This is a genomic window from Aeribacillus sp. FSL K6-2848 (genome assembly GCF_038004325.1).
Classification (GTDB): Bacteria; Bacillota; Bacilli; order Bacillales; family Aeribacillaceae; genus Aeribacillus; species Aeribacillus composti.
Window position 1 is genome coordinate 618,608 of record NZ_JBBOQQ010000001.1, and the last position, 21,467, is coordinate 640,074.

Consider the following 21,467-nt stretch of genomic DNA (forward strand, 5'->3'; position numbering starts at 1 on the left):
GAGAACAAGCCGTTTACGTTTCTTTGGAGTGACAAGCTCGTTAGACTTTAAGCGGGAGTAGTTGAAAAGCAAAAATGAATCTATTAAGAGTTTCTGCTTCTGTTTCCCAGAATGACTAGGGAGGTGCTGATCCTTTCTCATTTTTGGCCATTCAAATTAATTTTGAGACCAAAAAGAACAAAAAGATTAATAAAACCATAATATTAAAACTTTTTGAACATTCTATTAACATAAATGTACGGACGTTTGAAAACGTTATCAAAGGGGAAAGGAGAGAGATAGATGCGAATAAACTTTAAAAACCTGACTGTACAAGTTATTATCGGTATCATTTTAGGGATTACAGTTGGATTTTTATTCCCTGAGTTCGGGGCGAAATTAAAGATTTTGGCAGATATTTTTATTAAACTAGTGAAAATGGTGATTGCACCAATTGTATTTTTCACCGTTGTCATCGGCATCGGATCGATGGGTGATCTGAAAAAAGTAGGCAGGATCGGCGGGAAAGCTCTGATCTATTTTGAAATTGTTACGACGATTGCTCTTGCTATCGGGATCTTTGTTGTAAACATTATGAAGCCAGGTGAGGGCTTTAACACCGATAGTGTGCAAGGAAGCGATATTTCTCAATATACGAAACAAGCAGAGGAAACAAGTCACGGTGCTTTAGACTTTATCATGAGCATTGTGCCAGAAAATGCAGTGGGAGCGCTCGCAAACGGAGAACTCTTGCCGATTTTATTCTTCGCAGTCCTTTTCGGATTAGCAGCGGCAAGACTAGGGGAAAAAGCAAAACCTGTTATGAATTTGTTTGAACAATTGACAAATATCTTTTTTGGCATCGTAAATATGGTTATGAAAATTTCACCGATTGCAGCTTTTGGTGCAATGGCCTATACAATCGGAAATTTCGGTCTGGGATCGCTTGTGTCTTTAGGAAAATTAATGGCCTCTGTCTACATGACGATGTTCTTATTTATCGTGATCGTGTTGGGACTGATCACAAAATTTTACGGGTTCAGCATTTTAAAATTTATCGCATATATAAAGGAAGAAATATTGCTTGTGTTAGGAACTTCCTCCTCTGAATCCGCATTGCCAAAATTGATGGAAAAGCTTGAGAAGTACGGATGTTCTAAGTCTGTTGTTGGTCTTGTTGTTCCGACTGGGTATTCTTTTAACCTAGATGGAACGTCGATTTATTTGTCAATGGCGGCTATCTTTATTGCACAGGCATATGGGATCGATTTAACCATTTGGCAAGAACTGACTCTACTTGGAATTTTAATGCTGACTTCAAAGGGCGCTGCAGGTGTGACTGGTTCCGGATTTATTACATTAGCCGCTACTTTGGCTGCATTTCCAATGGTTCCGGTTGAAGGAATTGCACTTCTCATCGGTGTTGACCGATTTATGTCAGAAGCCCGTGCGATTACGAATTTAATTGGAAACGGTGTCGCAACAGTTGTTGTGTCAAAAATGGAAGGAGAGTTTCATCCGGAAAAAGCTTCTCAAGAAGAGCAGGTTTCCAGTCAGGCGACTGGCACTGTATATGCTAACGAACAGTGATTCGAAAATTTGATAACAAATCAAAAAGAAAAGGATGTTGATAGAATTCGGCATCCTTTTCTGTTTTGATATTGAAGGTTTCTCTTCAGCGAGCTCTGTATAAAAAATGAAAAAAGGTGAAAAAATTTCAAGAACTGCTTAATATAAATAATGGGGAAATTATTGCAGAAAGGGAGTGGAACAAGGTGGTGCAGTCTCCAATTTTTTTAAAGCCTGTTTTTAAAGATCGAATTTGGGGTGGAACAAACCTTCGCACTCATTTTCATTACAAAATTCCAACGGAGACAACAGGAGAATGCTGGGCGATTTCTGCCCATCCGCATGGTCAAAGCATTGTAGCAGAAGGAAAGTTTAAAGGAAAAACATTGGGTGAATTATGGGACAACCATCGAGAATTGTTCGGCGGAATAAAAGGGGATCGATTTCCTCTCTTAACGAAAATTCTTGATGCAAACAACGATTTGTCCGTGCAAGTGCATCCAGATGATGAATATGCAAAAAAGCACGAAAATGGTGAATTAGGAAAAACGGAGTGCTGGTATATCATTGACTGCTCAGAAAATGCGGAAATCATTTACGGTCATCATGCCAAAACGAAAGAAGAGCTCGTATCCATGATTCAAAGCGGAAAATGGGATCAATTGCTGAGAAGAGTAAAAATAAAACCGGGCGACTTCTTTTATGTTCCGAGCGGCACCATCCACGCCATCTGCAAAGGAACGCTCATCCTTGAAACGCAGCAAAGTTCTGATACGACTTACAGAGTGTATGATTACGACCGTGTAGATGCAAACGGAAATAAAAGAGAATTGCATTTGAAACAAGCGATAGAGGTGGCGACTGTTCCTCATAAAGATTACACGATTGAACGTTCTGTGGAAGTAAAGGAAGGAGCAACGATTACCACATTTATCAAAAACGAATTTTTTTCAGTTTACAAATGGGAGATTGACGGCGAAGGGAAGTTTGTTCAAAATCATCCGTTCCTTCTTGCAAGCGTGATTGAGGGAGACGGGGAGCTTACTCATGATGGCCGTTCATACACATTAAAAAAAGGGGCTCATTTTATTTTGCCGAACCAAACAGGCGATTTCGCAATAAAAGGAAAATGTGTTCTCATTGTATCTCATGTATAAAACATTTATCCCGACTCTTCTTCCTCCTTTTAAAGGGGAAAGAAGAGTCGGGGTTTTTTATTTGAAAAAGGTCATTCGGTTGAAGAAATACTTTCCCCAACTCAATTGTACCCCCATAGAAATTCGCCGATATACTTGTCCACTTTCGGATGCTCATGAAGACCGCTGTGTGTGGCAAGTTTATCTTTAACAATGATTTCATGATAATTTTCTAACGGAACAATATTTCTAGCGCTGAGAGCGCTCTGGATGGAGACAACTCCATCACTGTCTTTATACTCGGGATTGATCCCTGCGATATTGAGAACTTTCGTTTTTTTAGAAAATTGATCCCGGTTGTTCAATATTTCTAGTAAAGCATGAGAATCTGGTTTTAAATCAATGATTGCTTTACCTGTATTTAGCTTATGGTAAGATTCCTGTTCTATTCCTTGAAACGGGCTGCCTATGACCACCATTTTGCGGACAATCGGGTAATCCTTCAAGTTGTTCGTGTCCTCGACATATTTTGTCGAAACGAGTCCTCCCATCGAATGAGCCACAATGTATAGCTCGTCTACCGAATAGTTTTCTTTTAATAAGCGCATTGCCTTTTTCAGAGAATTTGCCGTTTCCTCAATACTTGTGCGGTTTTCCTCAAAAACAATTTGTATAAAAGGATTTTTTAAGTTTTGTGGGATTGTTCCGGAAATATGGACAATGCCCATGCGATCAACTCGAATGACCATTGATTTTGTTCCCCAGCGGTAATCATATTCAAAACGATGCAGCATATGTTGGAACGAGCGCATTGTTCCTTTATAGCCATGGACAAAGATGGTCGGAATTTGAGGTTCAATGCTTGCAAAAGAGTCGTTTGAATCGACATGCTTCGAGCGCCACGTAATAAAAAAAACGCTTAAAAGAAAAAATGTAAATAAAAAAATTGATGCCATTCGCCCCATCATCGATTTTTTTCTCACGATAAGTTCACCTCGTAATGATAATATTATACTAATTTTTTGGTTTTATCATGGAATTTTTTTCTTTTTTTACAAAAAAAGTTTAGAAATTTACCAAATTTTCTTGAAATTCGTGTATAATATACATCGAAAGAACTAGTAAAAAAGTCTAATGTCATGCAAGGATTGTCAAATAGTGAAGAAAAAGGGGTGAAAGAGTGGAGCAGGTCAAAAATTATATTTTAACTTGTGACACGCTAGCATTGCTTCCTTATTTTAATACGTATGGAGAATGTTGGACAATTGTTATTGAGAAGTATGAAAAGTATCTTGTGAAAGAGAGGCCGAAAGACCTTTTGGCAGAGAGCTGCAACTATTATGGTGTGTCTCTTAAAGGCATCATAGACGCAGCTAAGAAAATCCTGCCGCGCCAGCGCATGCTTCCTGTATGCATTCCTGCCCTTGATCTTTGTTTTTTCCCTACTAAATCAATGGAGCATTTAGACTGCCAATGGATTGCGCATTCGGCTATTCGACATGTCGTTTCAAAAGGAAAGCATTCAACAATCGTTTTAATCAATCATGAGAAAGTCGTTGTGGAGAAGCATATGAGTATCATTTACAACAAAATGAAAAGTGCGTCTCATATCAATGATACATATAAGAGAAGGATCAATGAGGGGAAGGAATACCATTCCTTTATTTTATATGAGAAGCCATCTTGTTATGATTGTAAACGAAAATCATAATGCTGCTGAATGATTCTCGGTTTGCGGGGATTTTTATTATAAGTGCGGCAGTTCTTATAAAAATGCGGTCGAATGGTGAACTGCCGCACTATTTTTTATTTTTCAGCGGTTTCCTTTTTTAATTCCAAATGTTTTTTCAGCTCGTTGGAAAGGGAAAGACGTTCATCTTCAGGCACAATATAGTAGTAAATGCCGTTAATTTTTTTTCCGCTCCCTTTTATTTGATGCTGAATGACATTTTTTCGGGCATCTTTGTAATTTTCTTGAATTGCCCACATTTCATCAAATGTAAGATTTGTTTTTACATTGTTTTCAATGACTTTAAACATTTCTCCAAATTTTGTAATGGATGTAATGCTTGCTCCCTTTTCAATAACCGCCTCAATAATTTGCCGCTGCCTTTCCTGGCGTCCGAAATCGCCCCTTGGATCATCATATCGCATTCTTGAATACGCAAGAGCTTTTTTGCCATCCAAGTGAATGGTTCCTTTTTCAAAATGGTAGCCCTCGTAAGTGAAATCTAAATCATTTTCAACCGTCACACCGCCGACTGCATCGACAATATCGCGAAAGCTTTCCATATTCACTTTGACAAAATAATCAACCGGCACATCTAAGAAATTTTCAACCGTTTTAATAGCCATTTCTGTTCCGCCGAAAGCGTAGGCGTGGTTAATTTTGTCTTGAATGCCTTTTCCGACAATTTCTGTTCTTGTATCGCGGGGAATGCTGACCATTTCCATTGACTGTTCTTTTGGATTGACTGTCATCAAAATGAGCGAATCAGACCGTCCTCGGTCTCCTTTTCTTTCATCAACACCCATCAGCAATATGGAAATAGGATCGCGATTTTTAAAGTTGACTTGCTGATCGCGTTTGTCTGATTTATCCCGCCCGATGTTTTCTTGAATGTTGGCAATGGTCGATTGTGCTTTGTTCCAAATGTAAAAGGCATAGGATCCCGTGGCAATAATGAAAACTCCAATGACTGATAACAAAATCCAGAGCCATTTTTTTCTCTTTTTTCTCTGTCTATCTGATCTCATAATTTCATCCCTCATTACTAATATTATCTAATCTGATTATAAGTTTCCAATTCTATTAAGACAATATATTTGTGAGGAAAATATTTTCGTATACACTTGTCAACACCGCTTGAAAAAATGAATTGACAGCATGGAACGGCAGGTCATTTTCCGCTATAATAAAGTGAGAAATTTGTCGTTTGGAGGATTATCTGTGAAAAAAAGGATTATTGTTAGTAATGTTGTCGTTTTATGTATAGCATCAATTATTGTCGGCCATTTTTACTGGAAACAAAAAATTTCAAAACCGACAGCTGCTTCTGTGGAATCGTCTGCAGAAAATATAAAGGAAGACAATAGTAAACAAAATGATACGCGAGAGGACTACGTCAAAAATTTACCGGAGGATGTTCAGGAAAAAATCAAAACAGCTTTAAAAGAAGAGAAACAATTGAACTTTGTAATTTGGGGATCTGAATCAGTTCCTTCCGATCAAAATGGGTGGCCGGAAAAACTGAAAAAGGAGCTTCTTTCTGCATATGGAGATGAGCTCTTTAACATCTCGATTGTTTCCGATGCCGAGGAGACAACGCATAGTGTATTGAATAAAAAATTATATAAAAAAATTGCAGACAAAAAGCCTGACATCCTCCTTTTCGAGCCGTTTATTTTGAATGATAACGGCGTTGTCGGCATTGACAATACTCTAAGCAACATTACGGACATCTTGCGGAAAATTCAAGAAGCAAATCCTGACGTATCGATTATGCTGCAGCCTGCACACCCGCTCTTTGGTGCAAAATTTTATCCTAAGGAAGTAGATGCGCTCAAACAATATGCCGAAGAAAACCATTTTGCATATTTAAACCATTGGGAAAATTGGCCGGATAAGGAAGACGAGCAATTGAAGCAATACGTTACAGAAGACCGATCCAAACCGAGCGAAAAAGGAAATCAGGTATGGGGAGAGTATTTAATCAACTATTTTGTTGCCGCGGATGAATGATAAATTTTTTTGGAAGGAAGTATATAATATAACATATTCCGGGAAATAGTGATTTTGTCGATTTTTTTGTTGAGAATGGTAGCTTAGACAAAGATCAACGTCAAGGCAAAATGTTGTCATTTTTTGGCTATTGTTTCCATAGTGTTGCTAGCTGTCGGTTCATAATATATGAAACAATAGTGAGGATTGTGCTAAATAAAAAAAGCTTCATCCCTGTCTACTGTCGATTTAGGCACATTTTTTTTGCGGCAACTAAGACATAGTCAAAAGAAATACTGCCAATTGCGATTGTTGAAAAGCATTCCATAGAAGCTGGCTGCCTTTGAATTCTTATCGCCATATGCAGAGAAAAACGAGAGGTTGGAGAACGTTTTTAAATTTGTATAGAAAAATATAGGATTTGCTCCAAATTGTGCGACAGATCCTAAGCTTCGCCAATGAGTCGAAAGGGTCGACTTTATGAATCAAATTTATGAATCAAAACATTTATCGGCAGCGAGATGTTCGCTATTCTGCTAGAGCATCACCGACTAACTTGGTTACCCTGAGGCAATTGTATCCTTTATTCTAAGCCGAGATGAACTAAAGGAGGACTTTTTGGAATATTCGATTAGAAAACGGAAATATTAGGTAAAAAATAAGGGGAATCTCAAGAAATTTACAAATCAGTTTTATTAAAAATGTTAAGATATATTATGTTCGAAAAAAATTTGTGAAGGTGATGTTCTTGAAAAAAATTAAAGTAATGACGATTTTTGGAACTAGACCTGAAGCAATAAAAATGTCTCCGTTAGTGCTGGAACTCAAAAAACATACAGACAAAATCGAGTCATTTGTAACCGTTACGGCACAACATCGCCAAATGCTTGATCAAGTATTGGATGTTTTCGGTATCGTTCCGGATTATGATTTGAATATTATGAGGGATCGGCAAACGTTAGTTGATATTACGACAAGAGGATTAGAAGGCTTAGATGGCATAATGAAAAAAGTAAAGCCTGACATTGTTCTTGTTCATGGAGATACCACGACAACATTTATTGCTAGTTTAGCTGCGTTTTATAACCAGATTGCCGTTGGCCATGTGGAGGCGGGGCTTCGCACTAATAATAAATTTTCTCCATTTCCAGAGGAAATGAACCGCCAATTAACAGGAATTTTGGCGGATTTGCATTTTGCTCCCACTAAGAAAGCATTTGAAAATTTAATAAAAGAGAATAAGCCGAAAGATTCGATTTTTATAACAGGCAATACGGCAATAGATGCTTTAAAAACAACAGTAACAGATGATTATCACCACGAAATTTTTGATAAAATTGGAAATGACCGAATGATACTGCTTACTGCACACCGACGCGAAAATTTAGGGCATCCGATGAGAAGTATGTTCCGGGCCATTAAAAGATTAGTAAAAGAATTTGCTGATATCCAGGTTGTTTACCCTGTTCACCTTAATCCGGCTGTTCGCGAGGTAGCAGATGAAATTCTCGGAAATGACAGCAGGATTCATTTAATTGAACCACTGGGAGTTTTGGACTTTCACAATTTTGCCGCCCGTTCTCACATTATCTTGACAGATTCCGGTGGCGTACAAGAAGAAGCTCCTTCTTTAGGCGTGCCTGTTTTGGTTCTCCGCGATACGACTGAACGACCTGAAGGAATTGAAGCAGGCACATTGAAACTAGCAGGCACTGATGAAGAGCAAATCTATCAATTAGCCAAACAGCTCCTAACAGACGAGAAGGTATACCGACAAATGTCACAAGCATCCAATCCTTACGGAGACGGCAAAGCATCAGAACGGATTGTGCAGGGGATTTTGTATCATTTTGGGGTAAGTTCAGTAAAACCAGTGTTGTTTAACCATAATACTTGAGCTGTTGAATTTTGACAGCTCTTGTTGACTTTTAATGGCTTTTGTCATATAAAAAGGTTGTATTTTTTAAAATCCTTTTACAAAAAAAATTTAGCCTATCTTCTTTAAGCAATATTCGATATAATAACTGATAGTGTGAATTCTGTCTGATTACAAAGGAGTTTTTAAGATTATGGAGAAAAAAATATGCGTTATTGGATTGGGTTATATTGGATTACCAACAGCTGTTATGTTTGCCAACCATGGATTAAGGGTTCATGGGGTGGATATAAATGAACATGCTGTCAAATCAATAAAAAATAAACAACTTCATATAGAAGAAAATGGATTACAGGAACGTCTAAACAAAGCAATCGATGATGGCAATTTTACAGTATCTACAAAACCTGAACAAGCTGACATTTTTATTATTGCTGTCCCTTCTCCGATCAACCAAGATAAGACTGCGAATCTTTCTTACGTCAGCCAAGCAACAGATTCAATCGTTCCGTACTTACAAAAAGGAAATTTAGTTATTTTAGAATCCACTGTTCCACCAAGGACTGTTGAAGACGTTATGTTGCCGATATTGCAAAAAAGCGGCTTGAAAATTGGTGAAGAATTATTTGTATCTCACTCTCCGGAACGTGTCATACCAGGTAAAGTATTCGAGGAATTAGTTCAAAATGATCGTATTGTAGGAGGAATTAATGAAAAATCTAGTCAATTGACAAAGGAATTATATCAAGTTTTTGTAAAAGGAACGATTCATACGACAGATGCAACAACTGCCGAAATGGTAAAAGTGATTGAAAATACGTATCGAGATGTAAATATTGCTTTTGCAAACGAATTGGCTAAAATTAGTGAAAATATTGGAGTCAATGTATGGGAGGCAATTAAGTTAGCAAATTTCCATCCTCGAGTCAATATTCATTTTCCTGGTCCCGGTGTTGGGGGACATTGTATAGCAGTTGATCCATGGTTTCTTGTTGAACTTCAGCCTGATGTTGCGAAAATGATTCATCTTGCTAGAACGATCAACGATGGTATGCCAGCATATACGGCAAATAAAGTTAAGAGATTATTCGAAGAAAAAGGAATTTCTCATGGTCGTGTTGCAGTGCTAGGTCTTGCGTTTAAAGGAAATATAGATGATATGAGAGAAAGTCCTTCTATTGAAGTGATCAATCACTTAGAAAAACTAAGTATTGATTACACAGCATATGACCCGCATATTAAAGAAAACAAGATTGAACGTCAAACACAAAGTCTATCTGAAGCTTTGGATCATTCCGATCTCATTTTGATTTTGACTGATCATAATGAATTCAAAGAATTAGATCCAAATAATATTGAGAGAATCCGATCTAAAATCATTTTCGATACAAAAAACTGCATAAATCGTTTAACATGGGAAAAGGCCGGTTTTACAGTGGTAACATTAGGGGATTCTAAAAACTTTCCTCGTATTTAAAGGTGATATTATGAAGGAAAAGATACTCGGGATTGATGTTTCTTCGTTAAATTATGAAGAATTAACATCATCATTAATACGAGATATCGAGGAAAAAAGAAAAGCTTTTATTGTTGCGATTAATCCAGAGAAAATTATGAAAGCACAAGTTGACGACCAATTAAAAGAATTGTTGAATAAGGCGACATACCAAATCCCCGATGGAATAGGTGTGATTATAGCGTCTAAAATAAGGGGAGGAAACATTCGCTCTCGTGTTACTGGGATTGATTTAATGTTAAAGATTTGTGAGGCAGCGGCAAAGCATAATAAAAAAATCTTTCTATATGGAGCAAAACCAGGAATTGCTGAAAAAGCAAAAGAAGAGCTTATCAAACAATTTCCAGGGTTGAACATTGTTGGTGTACTGCATGGCTATGAAAAAGATACCGACATTATTCGCAGGACAATTAACGAAGCTAAACCAGATATAATATTTGTCGCTTTAGGAAGCCCACGGCAGGAATATTGGATCATTGAAAATATGAACTCCCTTCACCCTTTTGTTTTTCAAGGAGTTGGAGGTTCTTTTGATGTCATTTCCGGAAATCTTAAAAGAGCTCCAGAAATTTTTCAAAAATTAGGGTTGGAATGGTTTTACAGATTAATAAAAGAACCTTGGAGATGGAAAAGGCAATTAATATTACCGAAGTTTTTGATTAAAGCACTAAAAAAATAACTGTTGTTTTATTTCAGTTTTTAGCAGATGCCTTTTCTCCAACAAAATATATTATTGTTGGGAAAAGGCATTTCTCATGAACTTATTCCATTTCAGTTAATTAAGATAGAAATAACTTTTGAACGGATCAAGCAACAGGAGGATGTGTAGTGAATAAGCGTTTATATTCATTTTCGTCAAAGTTTGAGTGGTTTTTGATATTTTTTATAATTTTACAGCCAGTTATCGATTTAATGACATCTTTTTCAATATTTATTTTTCATATCGATTTAACTTTCGGGGTATTCATTCGTTTTGGTGTGATGTTTCTCATTTTGTTATATATCTTGTGGGTTCCCCTGGATAAATCTAAGAAAAAAATATTATTTTATTTATTTCTGTTCGGGTTTGTTTTAATAATTGGTTTAATAAATAATATGTTGGTTAAAGACCCTTTTCATTTGTTCTCAGAGTTAAGAAATATTGCAAAAATTGCATATGTTCCCATTATTTTATTTGGTTACTTAATTGTTATAAAAAAGTTAAAAGAGCAAGAGAATATTCAAAAAACAATTCAAAGGAATATTTTTATTTCCATGAATATTGTATCTTTGGTAATGATAATAGCATCCATTACAAGTACTGGTATAAAAAGTTATGAGAGCGAAAAACTTGGACACCAAGGATGGTTTTTTGCAGGCAACGAAATTGGTGCTATTATGGCGATATGCTTTGCAGTGGTGGTGTATTACGCTGTTCAAAACACAAAATCGTGGAAAACTATTTATTACTGGATTCCTGTATGTATGTTGATATTTTCTCAGTTAGCAGTCGGAACAAAAGTTGGGTATGGTTCCGTCTTCATCATTTTAGTGATTGCATTTTTCATTTATTTGATTGAACGGATTAGATTTAGACATGATTCGGTTTTGGCAAAAAAATTTAGTGTAAATTTAGTGGTGAATTCTGTAGTATTAGTGTTATTTCTACTATTGACCCCATACACACCTGTTGCACATAATATGAATATCCACTTATCATGGGTTGGATTGGATCAACAACAAGCTGATTTTAATAATGATAATAAAACAGAAGAATCCAAAAACGAAATAGAAAAAGAAAGGGAAAAAGCAGTAGAAAATGTTTTATTAAGCGGGAGAGAGCACTTTTTAGCACAACATAAAAAATATTTTGCTGAAGCTCCATTATCTCAAAAGCTTTTCGGAATGGGATATGGTGGGAATTATCAAAAAGAAGGAAAAACAGTTGAAATGGACTTTTTTGATATATTTTTTTCTATAGGAATTATTGGATTTGCTTTGTACATTGCTCCATTTTTATATCTTGCTTATAAAATCGTTACATACTTTTTTAAAAATGTTAAAGAAAACTTTAATCATGAAGTGGTTTTATTTGGTTCTGCCGTTATTTTAGGTCTTGGCATCGCCTATACTGCGGGTCATGTTTTAACAGCACCGGCGGTGAGTATTTATTTAGGTGTGCTTATTGTATACTTATATTGTACTTTAGTTTTTAAAACTACATAATTACAGTTAACGGCCTCTTAAAAATTTTTACCTATCCCAAGTGGATAGGTTTTTTAAAAGAAGTATGAAATATTTTAGAATACATTGGAGAGGGTATTAAAAATAAGATATAATATCTTGGAATAATAGGTATTTGTTTTATCCTATTTATTTTGAAAGGAGTTTATTAAAATGAGCAAAGTCCTCATAATTATTCCTGCATATAATGAGGAAGACTCAATATATAATACAGTAAAAAAACTGGTTGAAACTTGTAAGTATGATTATGTGGTAATAAATGATGGATCAACTGATGGAACAAGGAGAATTTTAGAGGAAAATAATTTAAATTATATTGATTTGCCGATTAATCTTGGAATTGGTGGAGCGATGCAAACGGGTTATAAATATGCTCTTAAACACGGTTATGAATATGCAATCCAATTAGATGCAGATGGACAACATGATCCTGACGATCTTGAAAAATTAGTAGCGGAGATAGAACGATCGCAATATGATATGGTAATTGGTTCAAGATTTATTGAGAAAACTAACTATAAAGGATCTTTAATGAGAAGAATAGGGATATTGTATTTTTATTACTTATTACTTTTTATATCAAGAATAAAAATTACAGATCCAACATCAGGGTATAGAATTGTAAATAGGAAGATTATAAAAGAATTTTCAAAATATTATCCTGTTGACTATCCTGAAGTAGAGGTACTTGTAAAGTTGGCACAAAAAAAATATCGAATAAAAGAAATAAAAGTAGAAATGAAAAACCGCCAAGGAGGAAGATCATCGATCACACCCTTAAAATCATTATATTACATGACAAAAGTTACGTTTATTTCATTAATTCGTTCAGTTTTTTAGGGAGGGTAGTCATGGATATTGTCCAAGTTATAGCATTAATATTTGCTTTGCTTTTTTTTATGCAAGTTATATTCTTTACTAGCAGAAATAAACTTCAAGATAAACAAGCATTTTTGTGGATCGTTTTTGGTATTATTTCATTATTGATTGCGTTATTCCTTCCAAGTATTAATAAGTTTGCCCATTATATTGGAATATCTTATATGCCAGCATTGATTTTTATGGTTGCTTTTTTAGTAATTTTAAATTTACTTATTTATCAGACGACTGTCATTTCAAGTCAACAAGAAAAGTTAAAAAATGTTATTCAAGAACTAGCTTTTCTTAAAAAGCAAATAAAAGATTATATTAAAGATAAGGAAGATAAGAAATGACTTTGGTAAACTTCATATTGATATTAGGAAATACATTGATTTTAGTTACTGGTCAATTTTTATGGAAATACGGCATGGAAAATCAAACACTTAGCTTTTCTCTACTTTCCATTTTAAAGGTAATATTTTCCCCTTTTGTATTTTCTGGACTTGCAATGTATGGTATTGCAACAATATTATGGCTATATATATTATCGAAAGTTCCGCTCAGCGTTGCATATCCCTTTCAAAGTATCGCATATATACTTGCTGTTTTTGGTGCCCACTTTGTTTTTAATGAAACAATCACCTTCCAAAAAGTTTTAGGTTGTTTGTTAATTATGGCGGGAGTTTCGATAATAGGTTTGTCTCCCAACAGTAATACTTAAAATTAGGAGGATATTCTCTTGAGTATAAATAATCAATTACTTCAATTAGTTAGGAAACATTATTCAATAATTATTATATTGCTTTTGGCCTTAGTTTTAAGATTGTTTGCTCTTTATGAATATGGATTGAATCTAACATTAAATAGCGATGATGTAGGGTATACAAAAAGTGCAAGAGTTCTTATACAGACAGGGATGCTAACATACCATCAAATTGGAGAACCCACTGTTCATATTATGCCTGGTCAATCTTTTTTATTAGCATTAGTATTTTTAATTTTTGGATTTGAAGAGGTAGGTTTATATGCAGCGAGGGTTGTAATATCTTTGTTCGGCATAACCAGTATTTTATTTGTATATCTAATTGGTAAATATGTTTTTAATAAATGTACAGGACTTATAGCCGCTTTTTTACTTGCGATATTCGTTCCTCAAATTTTGACAGATAACCTTTTGTTAACCGAATCACCTTTTATGGCAGGAATGTATGTTTTATTATATTGTTCTCTTAAACTGGCTAATGAACGCAAATGGTCTTACTTCTTTGGAGTTATCTTTTCTTATTTATTTTGTCTCATGTTTAGACCAACAATTGCACTGTATCCCTTAGTTTTATTAATATACCTATTATTAAAAAAATACCCTTTAAAAATGATGTTAAAACAATTTCTTATTGCTTTAGTTTTGCTTCTCATTGTATTAGGACCTTGGTGGATTAGAAATTATATTCATTACCATGAATTTATACCACTTAGTGGTGGAACAGGAAATCCTCTCTTACTGGGAACTTATCAAGGGTCGGGATATAGATATGGCGAACCCTATGATGACGTAATTAAAAAAATTAACAAAGAACACCCAAACATTTCTGCATATGAAAACATGAACTTACAAAAAGAAGCAGCCATTGATAGAATTAAATTATGGTGGAAAAGTGATCCAAAATCATTTCTTAGAAGCTATACAATTGATAAAACAATTAAACAATGGAATACATCATTTTATTGGAAAGAAATTTTTGGGGTTAAAATTGAGTTAATGCAGAAAATTCATAAACTAACGATGGTACTTGCAACAATATCTATGACTTTATCCATATTTTTATACAAAAGATCTCTATCAGAAAATGTTCTTCTATTTGGAATACTCGCTTATTTTACTGTTCTTAATAATATATTTTTTGCATTTGATCGGTATAACCAACCGTTAATGTCAATCTGGTTTTTATTTATTGGATCTATTATCTCCTATTTTTCACAAAAAACTAAAAGTATATTCAGGCTTAGAAGTTAAAATAAAATATAGATATTCTATTAGCAGTTTACTAGCTAGGTATATTATTTTTGTAGTAAATAATTTAGTTGAAGGAGGAACAAATATATGTATAAAAGGTTAGGAGCACTTTTCTGCAGTTTAATAATCCTTCTTAGCGTTTTGCCAATAAATATCGGAAAAGCTGTAACGAAAGAATTTTATAGAGTAAGTATAACATCTGAAAAAGCCCCAGTATATTCATTAGATGATGAAAAAATTGTAGGATACTTATATGGAGGTTTTGAATTTTACTCAAATAAAATTGTGGACGATAAAATTATATTCAATATGAATAATAAACAGTTTTATATTAAATTAGAATCTGTAAATTATCAATTGGAAGAAAATGAAAATGTGTCAACGGTACCAGAAAATTTGGATTTACCTCAATACAAAGTACTAACTGATCAAACACCTGTTTTCTTAACAGAATCCTCTGGCAAACAAGTTGGTATTTTATCTAATGGTTTTATCATTCAACCCATTCAAGAAAATGATACACAAGTTATTTTTTCTATAGGAAATCAATTGGTACAGATTTCTAAAAATAATCTAGAGATTTTAGCAAATAATGTGGAGAGTCCACAAATAAACGAAAAAGAAAATTTAAACTCTGGTGAAAGTAGTGATATTCAAAAGGAAATAACCTCAGATGTTCAGATTAATTCTGAAAACAATCAACAAACCGCAATACAAAATTCTAACGAAAATTTACAAGTTGAAAATAACCCAATAATGGAAAAAAAATTATTAATGAATAGCAACTCACATAAATTTTTTAAAGTAAAATATGATAACACACCTGTTTATCAAAATAATAAAATAATTACATATTTAAAGAAAGATCAAGAATATCAAAGAGTGGCTGATTCGGGTAATTGGTACAAAGTAAAAATAGGATCAGGTTATGGATATGTTTGGAAAGAAGCTACTTTGCCAAGTACGGGGTCAACAATACAAAATCTTAATAAGTTGAAAATATCAAACAATTATATTATCACTTTAGATAATACAATTGTTTATGACACTTCTAGTGGAAAAAGGGTTCCTTTTGCTGAAATTTCTGCGAACACAAAATATCCGATAATAGGAGGGTATAATAAATATGCAAATTGGTATGAGGTAGACATACTCGGTAGAATTGGGTATATTATGAAGACCTCTGCTCGAGTAGATTTCTCTAATGATATGGAATATTTTAGAGTTAAATATGGGGGCACACCTATTTTTGTGAATCACGAAAATGGTTCTCAGGAAGTTGTACATTTGTATCAAGGTCAAGTTTTCAAAAGAGTCTCAGACTATGGAAATTGGCATATGGTAAAAGTGGCAGATGGATATGGATATGTTTGGGAGGCAGCAACTGAACCTGCGGACGACAGTTCCATTAAAAATAAAAATAATGGGTTAAAAATAAGTGAGAATAAATTTAAAGCTCTTGATGATTTAGTTGTTTACGATACATCTTCAGGAAAAAGAGTACCGTTTGCTACAATTAAGAAGGGTGCTATATATCCGATATTGGGTGACTATAAAAAATATGCCAATTGGTATCAAGTAGATATAGATGGAAGAATTGGCTTTGTTAATAAATCAAATACTGAACTTCAATTTAGTAATTCAACAAAATATTTTGAGGTCATTGCAGATAATTTGCCTGTATATGCACCGGGAACATCTAATGTGTTTGTTTATCTAAAAAAAGGTGAAAAATTTGAACGAGTTCAGGACTCTGGTAATTGGCATTTAGTCAAAGTAGGGGATAAATATGGTTATGTGTGGAAGCAATCCACAAAACCAACGACATCAACAAATATTACAAATTTGAATAATGGGCAAGTTTCAAACAGTAGAGCTTTTAAGGCGTTACAAGATGTTAAAGTTATAGATACCTCTACGAGCTCTCGGAAGACTTTTGCTGTCTTAAACAAAGGCGTAGTATATCCGGTTATACAAGAGTATGAAAATTGGTATAAAGTCGATGTTATGGGTAGAATAGGGTATGTAAATAAGAGTGGTACGCAAAGAACCTTTGCTAACTCAGACCGTTATTTTCAGGTAATAAGAGATAATGTTTATGCAGTAAGTTCAAATGGCACGGAAATTATTAAGCTCTCAAAAAATGAAATTTACCCACGAGTAAAAGATGATGGTAATTGGCACAAGGTAAAGATTAATAATGAGTATGCCTATGTTTGGAAAGATAGCACACAATCAATAATGAATCCAAATGTAAAAGATTTAAATAGTGTTTATAAAATTCCAAATAGAAAGTTTACTACAAATAATACTACACAAATCTTTGATAGCAACCGAAATGTAATTGGTGAACTAAAGGGCAATCAGGCGTACAATTTTATTGATATTGTTGGAAGATGGTTTAAGGTAGATGTTTTAGGTCGAATAGGTTATGTCTATATGCCAGCAACATCAAGCATTCTGTCGTACTATGACATGAGTTTAGATGAGATGTTGAATATACAAATGAGAGTTAGCCCGCAAACTCAAATTGTAAATCATGGATATGTACATGAAAATTATATTCATTTAATGAATAATGGAAATACAGGAATCGTAATCGCAAATGCATTGAATGTTCGAACAACACCATCCATCAATGGACAAAGCAATAGTTGCGGGCAACTGCAAAAAGGTGACACAATTGAAATCATTGGTAAAGTTGGGGAATGGTACAAAATTAAATATTCAAAATCCTGTGGAGGATGGAAAGATGCAGACAGAGAAGATGTATTGTATTTCTTAAATCCTGATAACTTTTTAAACTATAATGGATCCGAAATATTTCAGTTTTTAAAATTATCTCAATACACTGGGCTTACAGCTGATGAAATCAATAACAAAATTTTAAAAGGTAAAGGAATTTTAGAAGGTAAAGGACAGGCATTTGTTACTGCTGCACAAAAATACAATATAAATGAAATTTATTTAGTTGCTCATGCTTTACATGAGACTGGAAATGGAACATCCAGATTGGCAAATGGAGTACAAATTAATGGAAAAACAGTTTATAACATGTATGGAATAGGAGCAAAGGATTCCTGTCCAATAACGTGTGGTGCTGAATATGCTTTTCAAAAAGGTTGGACAGATCCTGAGAAAGCTATTATTGGTGGTGCTGCTTTTATTGGGGAAGGTTATATTCATAATGGCCAAGATACGTTATATAAAATGAGATGGAATCCAGACAATCCTGGAACTCATCAATATGCAACAGATATCCGTTGGGCTATATTGCAAGCAAATAGTTATATAGGAAAATATTATAGTTTACTTGACAAGTATATCTTGTATTTAGATATTCCAGTATTCAAATGAGTTTTAGATTAACCACCCTCCTTTTAAATAGAATAATACTTTACTTTTTATTGAAGTTTATTAGGATTTAGCGTTTGTGTTTGTAAATGTAATTGCTATAATTCTTTTAAAAAATGTCAGGTTAATATTATAAAATATTTGGATATGGTTGATATATTTATAAGCTTACAACAATTAAAATAATATTTTCATGGAAATCTCTTGACTTAAAATTGCGTAAAGAGTAATTTTAATCAAGAGATTTTTTCTTTTTTAAAAAAAGAACAGTCAAAAAGAAGATAATGTAGGCTGTCTGAATTGATAGGAGCCACTAGAAATAAATTTGAATTTATATTTGACGTGTTACAAATAGTTATACACAATGTCATGATTTATTTTTATTCTTTTTAGCGAAATATATCTGGAAGTTTAAGATCCTTTTGGGACAAAACCTTTAAGGATAATTTACTGATGAATAACTAAAGGAAGTGAAATAATGTCTAAATTTAAACTTGCTAGCATATTATTTTTTATTTCTACACTTTTTCTTAAATTTTCAAGTATGTTTCGCGATATCGTCATTGCCCATCAATTTGGGGCAGGCGATATTGTTGGAGCTTATAATGCAGCTATGACCATTCCTAATACATTTATTTTATTTATGCTATCTGGCATGAAGGATGCGTTTGTCCCTTCGTATTTGAAATATGATAAGCAAAATCAGGGGTTTTCACATTTAACGAATATCGTAAAAGGGACATTTTATATAGGATTATTGATTTCACTTGCAGGTGCGGCATTTTCGCCGTGGCTTATCCATTTATTGTTTCCCACATTTAGAGATGATATTGAACAATTGGCTATTTGGACATCCATTATGTATTTTTTTTCTATTTTTTTAGTTGGAATTAATGCAGTTTTTGAAGGATATTTTGATGCAAAGGGGAAATACTCGTTTTCAACTTTTTCGCAGACTGTCGTTGTTTTAAGCACCATTGGAAGTACGCTTTTTTTAAGCAAACTGATAGGCGGCTATTCGATTGCTTTAGGGTATTTAGTCGGTACAATTATTTCGTTTTTAATTAAGTTTTTTTACTTTGGTCCGCGAAAATTTATAAATTGGCGTCAAAAATTGAATATAAAAGAAGTGAACACTTTTTATCTTATCTTCATCCCAGTAGGAATAACAATAATGGTTGGACAAATAAATTTAAATATTAGCAACTTTTATGCAGGAATGTTTGGGGCGGATGCTATTTCATATTTAAATTATGCTTTTCGTTTAGTAAGTATTCCTCAAGCAATTTTTGGAGTAACGGTAGCGACGATTATTTATCCAATTATTGCAAAGGCACGCACGAATAATGATATGGAATTATTTAAGACTGGAATGGAAAAAGGCTTGTCTATCATGTTCCTTTTTTTGGCTCCTACTGTTTCGGGAATGATGTTAATGATGGAAGAGATCATACAGATTGTTTATCAACGAGGGGCATTTGATGGTGCAGCAACGGTAGCAACATCAGAGGTTGCTTACTATTATGTGGGTTCGGTTCTTTTTTACAGCATTCAGGTTATTATTGCAAAGGGGTTTTATACCCTTGATAAAGGGAATTTAATAATGAGGATTGGAATTTTGTCTATTTTGCTAAATATAGTGTTTAATTTTGTTTTTTCAAGTTGGATAGGCTATAAAGGATTAGCATTATCAACTTCAGTCGTTGGCTTTATTTATACCTTTATTGCATTTTTTATTTTAAATAAACACATTGGTTGGCTTTCCGTTAGAAAAATTGGTAAGGAATACGTTAAAATCATTTTTTCCTGCATTGTCATGATAGTTGTTTTATGGATAATTAAACATCTTTTTGAACAATTTCATGTATTTTTATATGTAACGACTTTAACAATTATTGGAGCGGGCATTTATTTTATTATGCTATGGGCATTAAAAACAACATCCTTATATGATATCGTTGCAATGAGGTCAAGTAATAAAAAACAATAATCTATAAAATGAAAATCAAAAGAATACTTTTCTTTTTATCAATAAAACGATATAATGATAAGGGTTTAAAAATTTCATACAGTTAGGAAATAGCTAATGTACTTTATTATTTCCCTTGTGAGGTGTAACTTGATGTCTCCTTACATGACAACATTCTTAATAACATTTATAGTTAGTACGATTTCGGTACCGTTTGTAATTAAATTTGCACGTAATATTGGAGCTGTAGATATACCTGATAATAGAAAAGTCCATAAGAAAGCTGTCCCAAGAATTGGCGGGATTTCAATTTATATTGCTTTTTTAACAGGTTTTATCTATATTTCGACTTTAATAGATTTGAACATTAGTATTATCGTTGCCGCAACAATAATCATGATAACTGGGTTTATTGATGATAAATTACAAATAAAACCTTGGCAAAAATTGGTTGGCCAAACATTGGCAGCAGTAATTGTTTTAGCAGACGGCCTTTCTATAAAATATCTAACTGTTCCTTTTTTAGATCAGAGTATACCAGTTAATATATGGGTAGCTCTAATTGTATCATTTATTTGGATGATTGGTGTTACAAATGCGGTTAACCTGATTGATGGTTTAGATGGTTTGGCTTCAGGTGTTTCAATTATTGCAGCTAGTGCCATTTTCGTTATGGCATTAATTATGAATGAAACAAATGTTGCTTTCTTATCAATTGCTCTAATCGGGTCAACCTTAGGATTCTTAATATTTAATTTTCATCCAGCCAAAATTTTTATGGGAGACACAGGGTCATTATTACTCGGTTTTTTATTATCGGTTCTTTCTATTATTGGGTTTAAGCAAGTGACGTTTGTTACTTTCATTATTCCGATGGTAATACTTGCTGTTCCTTTAACAGATACAACAATAGCCATAATTCGTAGGAAACTTCAAAATAAAAAAATTATGGATGCCGACAAAAATCATTTGCACCATCGATTGTTAGATGCTGGTTTTACTCATCGAAAGGCTGTTCTTTTTATATACTCTATTTCACTTTTTTTCGGAGTTTCAGCAATTCTTTTATATAAGGCAAATTTATTTGCTTCCATTATTATTTTTATTTTAATATTACTTATTATTGAATTATTAATTGAAGGTTTTGAATTAATAAGTAAAAATTATAAACCTTTACTAAGTTTATATAAAAAGTTAAATAGTAAGAAAATAGGCATTGAAAATGACAAAAACGCTTGATGAGAATTAA

At 33.6% G+C, this 21,467-nt stretch carries 17 protein-coding genes; 15 read left to right on the forward strand and 2 right to left on the reverse strand.

Translation table 11 applies throughout. From position 1 onward, the window contains the following. Positions 1 to 282: 282 nt before the first annotated feature. Together NSS70_RS03125 and manA are read left to right on the forward strand one after the other, a co-directional pair. Positions 283 to 1,569, forward strand: coding sequence for a dicarboxylate/amino acid:cation symporter (locus NSS70_RS03125; RefSeq protein ID WP_063386324.1), 1,287 nt, complete (start codon positions 283 to 285; stop codon positions 1,567 to 1,569). A 185-nt stretch (positions 1,570 to 1,754) separates the two neighbouring features. Next, positions 1,755 to 2,705 (forward strand): mannose-6-phosphate isomerase, class I, encoded by a 951-nt coding sequence (gene manA / locus NSS70_RS03130; protein ID WP_066247027.1) that lies wholly within the window; start codon positions 1,755 to 1,757, stop codon positions 2,703 to 2,705. A gap of 101 nt (positions 2,706 to 2,806) precedes the next feature. Here manA and NSS70_RS03135 read toward each other — a convergent pair whose 3' ends face one another. Next, a complete protein-coding gene (locus NSS70_RS03135; protein ID WP_339198678.1) occupies positions 2,807 to 3,667 on the reverse strand; it encodes an alpha/beta hydrolase in 861 nt (286 codons plus the stop codon). 197 nt (positions 3,668 to 3,864) lie between these two features. On the opposite strand from NSS70_RS03135, the gene NSS70_RS03140 reads away from it, so the two are divergent. Next, positions 3,865 to 4,395: a competence protein ComK gene (locus tag NSS70_RS03140; RefSeq protein ID WP_339198680.1), complete on the forward strand. Its 531-nt coding sequence runs from the start codon at positions 3,865 to 3,867 to the stop codon at positions 4,393 to 4,395. A 95-nt stretch (positions 4,396 to 4,490) separates the two neighbouring features. Here the strand turns inward: NSS70_RS03140 and tagU are convergent, their stop codons facing one another. After that, positions 4,491 to 5,441: a polyisoprenyl-teichoic acid--peptidoglycan teichoic acid transferase TagU gene (tagU, locus tag NSS70_RS03145; protein ID WP_144597217.1), complete on the reverse strand. Its 951-nt coding sequence runs from the start codon at positions 5,439 to 5,441 to the stop codon at positions 4,491 to 4,493. Positions 5,442 to 5,634: 193 nt separating this feature from the next. On the opposite strand from tagU, the gene NSS70_RS03150 reads away from it, so the two are divergent. From NSS70_RS03150 to NSS70_RS03205, 12 genes are all read left to right on the forward strand, one after another. Continuing rightward, positions 5,635 to 6,426: an SGNH/GDSL hydrolase family protein gene (locus NSS70_RS03150; RefSeq protein WP_339198682.1), complete on the forward strand. Its 792-nt coding sequence runs from the start codon at positions 5,635 to 5,637 to the stop codon at positions 6,424 to 6,426. Between the two features lie 745 nt (positions 6,427 to 7,171). Further along, complete coding sequence (gene wecB, locus NSS70_RS03155) at positions 7,172 to 8,302, forward strand: non-hydrolyzing UDP-N-acetylglucosamine 2-epimerase (protein ID WP_445206630.1); 1,131 nt, start codon at positions 7,172 to 7,174, stop codon at positions 8,300 to 8,302. 172 nt (positions 8,303 to 8,474) lie between these two features. Then, positions 8,475 to 9,758, forward strand: a complete 1,284-nt coding sequence (locus NSS70_RS03160; protein WP_094245076.1) for a nucleotide sugar dehydrogenase — start codon at positions 8,475 to 8,477, stop codon at positions 9,756 to 9,758. 10 nt (positions 9,759 to 9,768) lie between these two features. Continuing rightward, complete coding sequence (locus NSS70_RS03165; protein ID WP_094245077.1) at positions 9,769 to 10,476, forward strand: WecB/TagA/CpsF family glycosyltransferase; 708 nt, start codon at positions 9,769 to 9,771, stop codon at positions 10,474 to 10,476. Positions 10,477 to 10,625: 149 nt separating this feature from the next. Beyond that, the gene (locus NSS70_RS03170; RefSeq protein ID WP_339198687.1) at positions 10,626 to 12,002 is read left to right on the forward strand and encodes an O-antigen ligase family protein; all 1,377 of its coding nucleotides are present in this window, start codon (positions 10,626 to 10,628) and stop codon (positions 12,000 to 12,002) included. A 171-nt stretch (positions 12,003 to 12,173) separates the two neighbouring features. Then, positions 12,174 to 12,860, forward strand: coding sequence for a glycosyltransferase family 2 protein (locus tag NSS70_RS03175; protein ID WP_094245079.1), 687 nt, complete (start codon positions 12,174 to 12,176; stop codon positions 12,858 to 12,860). A gap of 11 nt (positions 12,861 to 12,871) precedes the next feature. Further along, positions 12,872 to 13,234, forward strand: coding sequence for a DUF2304 domain-containing protein (locus NSS70_RS03180; protein ID WP_094245080.1), 363 nt, complete (start codon positions 12,872 to 12,874; stop codon positions 13,232 to 13,234). Next, a complete protein-coding gene (locus tag NSS70_RS03185) occupies positions 13,231 to 13,602 on the forward strand; it encodes an EamA family transporter (protein ID WP_094245081.1) in 372 nt (123 codons plus the stop codon). The genes NSS70_RS03180 and NSS70_RS03185 overlap by 4 nt, the downstream gene beginning before the upstream one ends. A gap of 18 nt (positions 13,603 to 13,620) precedes the next feature. Continuing rightward, on the forward strand, positions 13,621 to 14,895 hold the full coding sequence (locus tag NSS70_RS03190; protein ID WP_339198690.1) for an ArnT family glycosyltransferase: 1,275 nt from the start codon (positions 13,621 to 13,623) through the stop codon (positions 14,893 to 14,895). 87 nt (positions 14,896 to 14,982) lie between these two features. Continuing rightward, positions 14,983 to 18,252 (forward strand): N-acetylglucosaminidase, encoded by a 3,270-nt coding sequence (locus tag NSS70_RS03195; RefSeq protein WP_339198692.1) that lies wholly within the window; start codon positions 14,983 to 14,985, stop codon positions 18,250 to 18,252. Positions 18,253 to 18,727: 475 nt separating this feature from the next. Continuing rightward, a complete protein-coding gene (gene murJ, locus NSS70_RS03200) occupies positions 18,728 to 20,239 on the forward strand; it encodes a murein biosynthesis integral membrane protein MurJ (protein ID WP_339198695.1) in 1,512 nt (503 codons plus the stop codon). A 132-nt stretch (positions 20,240 to 20,371) separates the two neighbouring features. Then, positions 20,372 to 21,457, forward strand: coding sequence for a glycosyltransferase family 4 protein (locus NSS70_RS03205; protein WP_339198698.1), 1,086 nt, complete (start codon positions 20,372 to 20,374; stop codon positions 21,455 to 21,457). Positions 21,458 to 21,467: the final 10 nt, after the last annotated feature.

Coding starts and splice junctions, on each gene's coding strand:
- NSS70_RS03165 (WP_094245077.1), top strand. CDS start 9,769: ATGAAGGAAAAGATACTCGGGATTGATGTTTCTTCGTTAAATTATGAA.
- murJ (WP_339198695.1), top strand. CDS start 18,728: ATGTCTAAATTTAAACTTGCTAGCATATTATTTTTTATTTCTACACTT.
- NSS70_RS03195 (WP_339198692.1), top strand. CDS start 14,983: ATGTATAAAAGGTTAGGAGCACTTTTCTGCAGTTTAATAATCCTTCTT.
- tagU (WP_144597217.1), bottom strand. CDS start 5,441: ATGAGATCAGATAGACAGAGAAAAAAGAGAAAAAAATGGCTCTGGATT.
- NSS70_RS03185 (WP_094245081.1), top strand. CDS start 13,231: ATGACTTTGGTAAACTTCATATTGATATTAGGAAATACATTGATTTTA.
- NSS70_RS03175 (WP_094245079.1), top strand. CDS start 12,174: ATGAGCAAAGTCCTCATAATTATTCCTGCATATAATGAGGAAGACTCA.
- NSS70_RS03160 (WP_094245076.1), top strand. CDS start 8,475: ATGGAGAAAAAAATATGCGTTATTGGATTGGGTTATATTGGATTACCA.
- wecB (WP_445206630.1), top strand. CDS start 7,172: ATGACGATTTTTGGAACTAGACCTGAAGCAATAAAAATGTCTCCGTTA.
- NSS70_RS03205 (WP_339198698.1), top strand. CDS start 20,372: ATGTCTCCTTACATGACAACATTCTTAATAACATTTATAGTTAGTACG.
- NSS70_RS03125 (WP_063386324.1), top strand. CDS start 283: ATGCGAATAAACTTTAAAAACCTGACTGTACAAGTTATTATCGGTATC.
- NSS70_RS03180 (WP_094245080.1), top strand. CDS start 12,872: ATGGATATTGTCCAAGTTATAGCATTAATATTTGCTTTGCTTTTTTTT.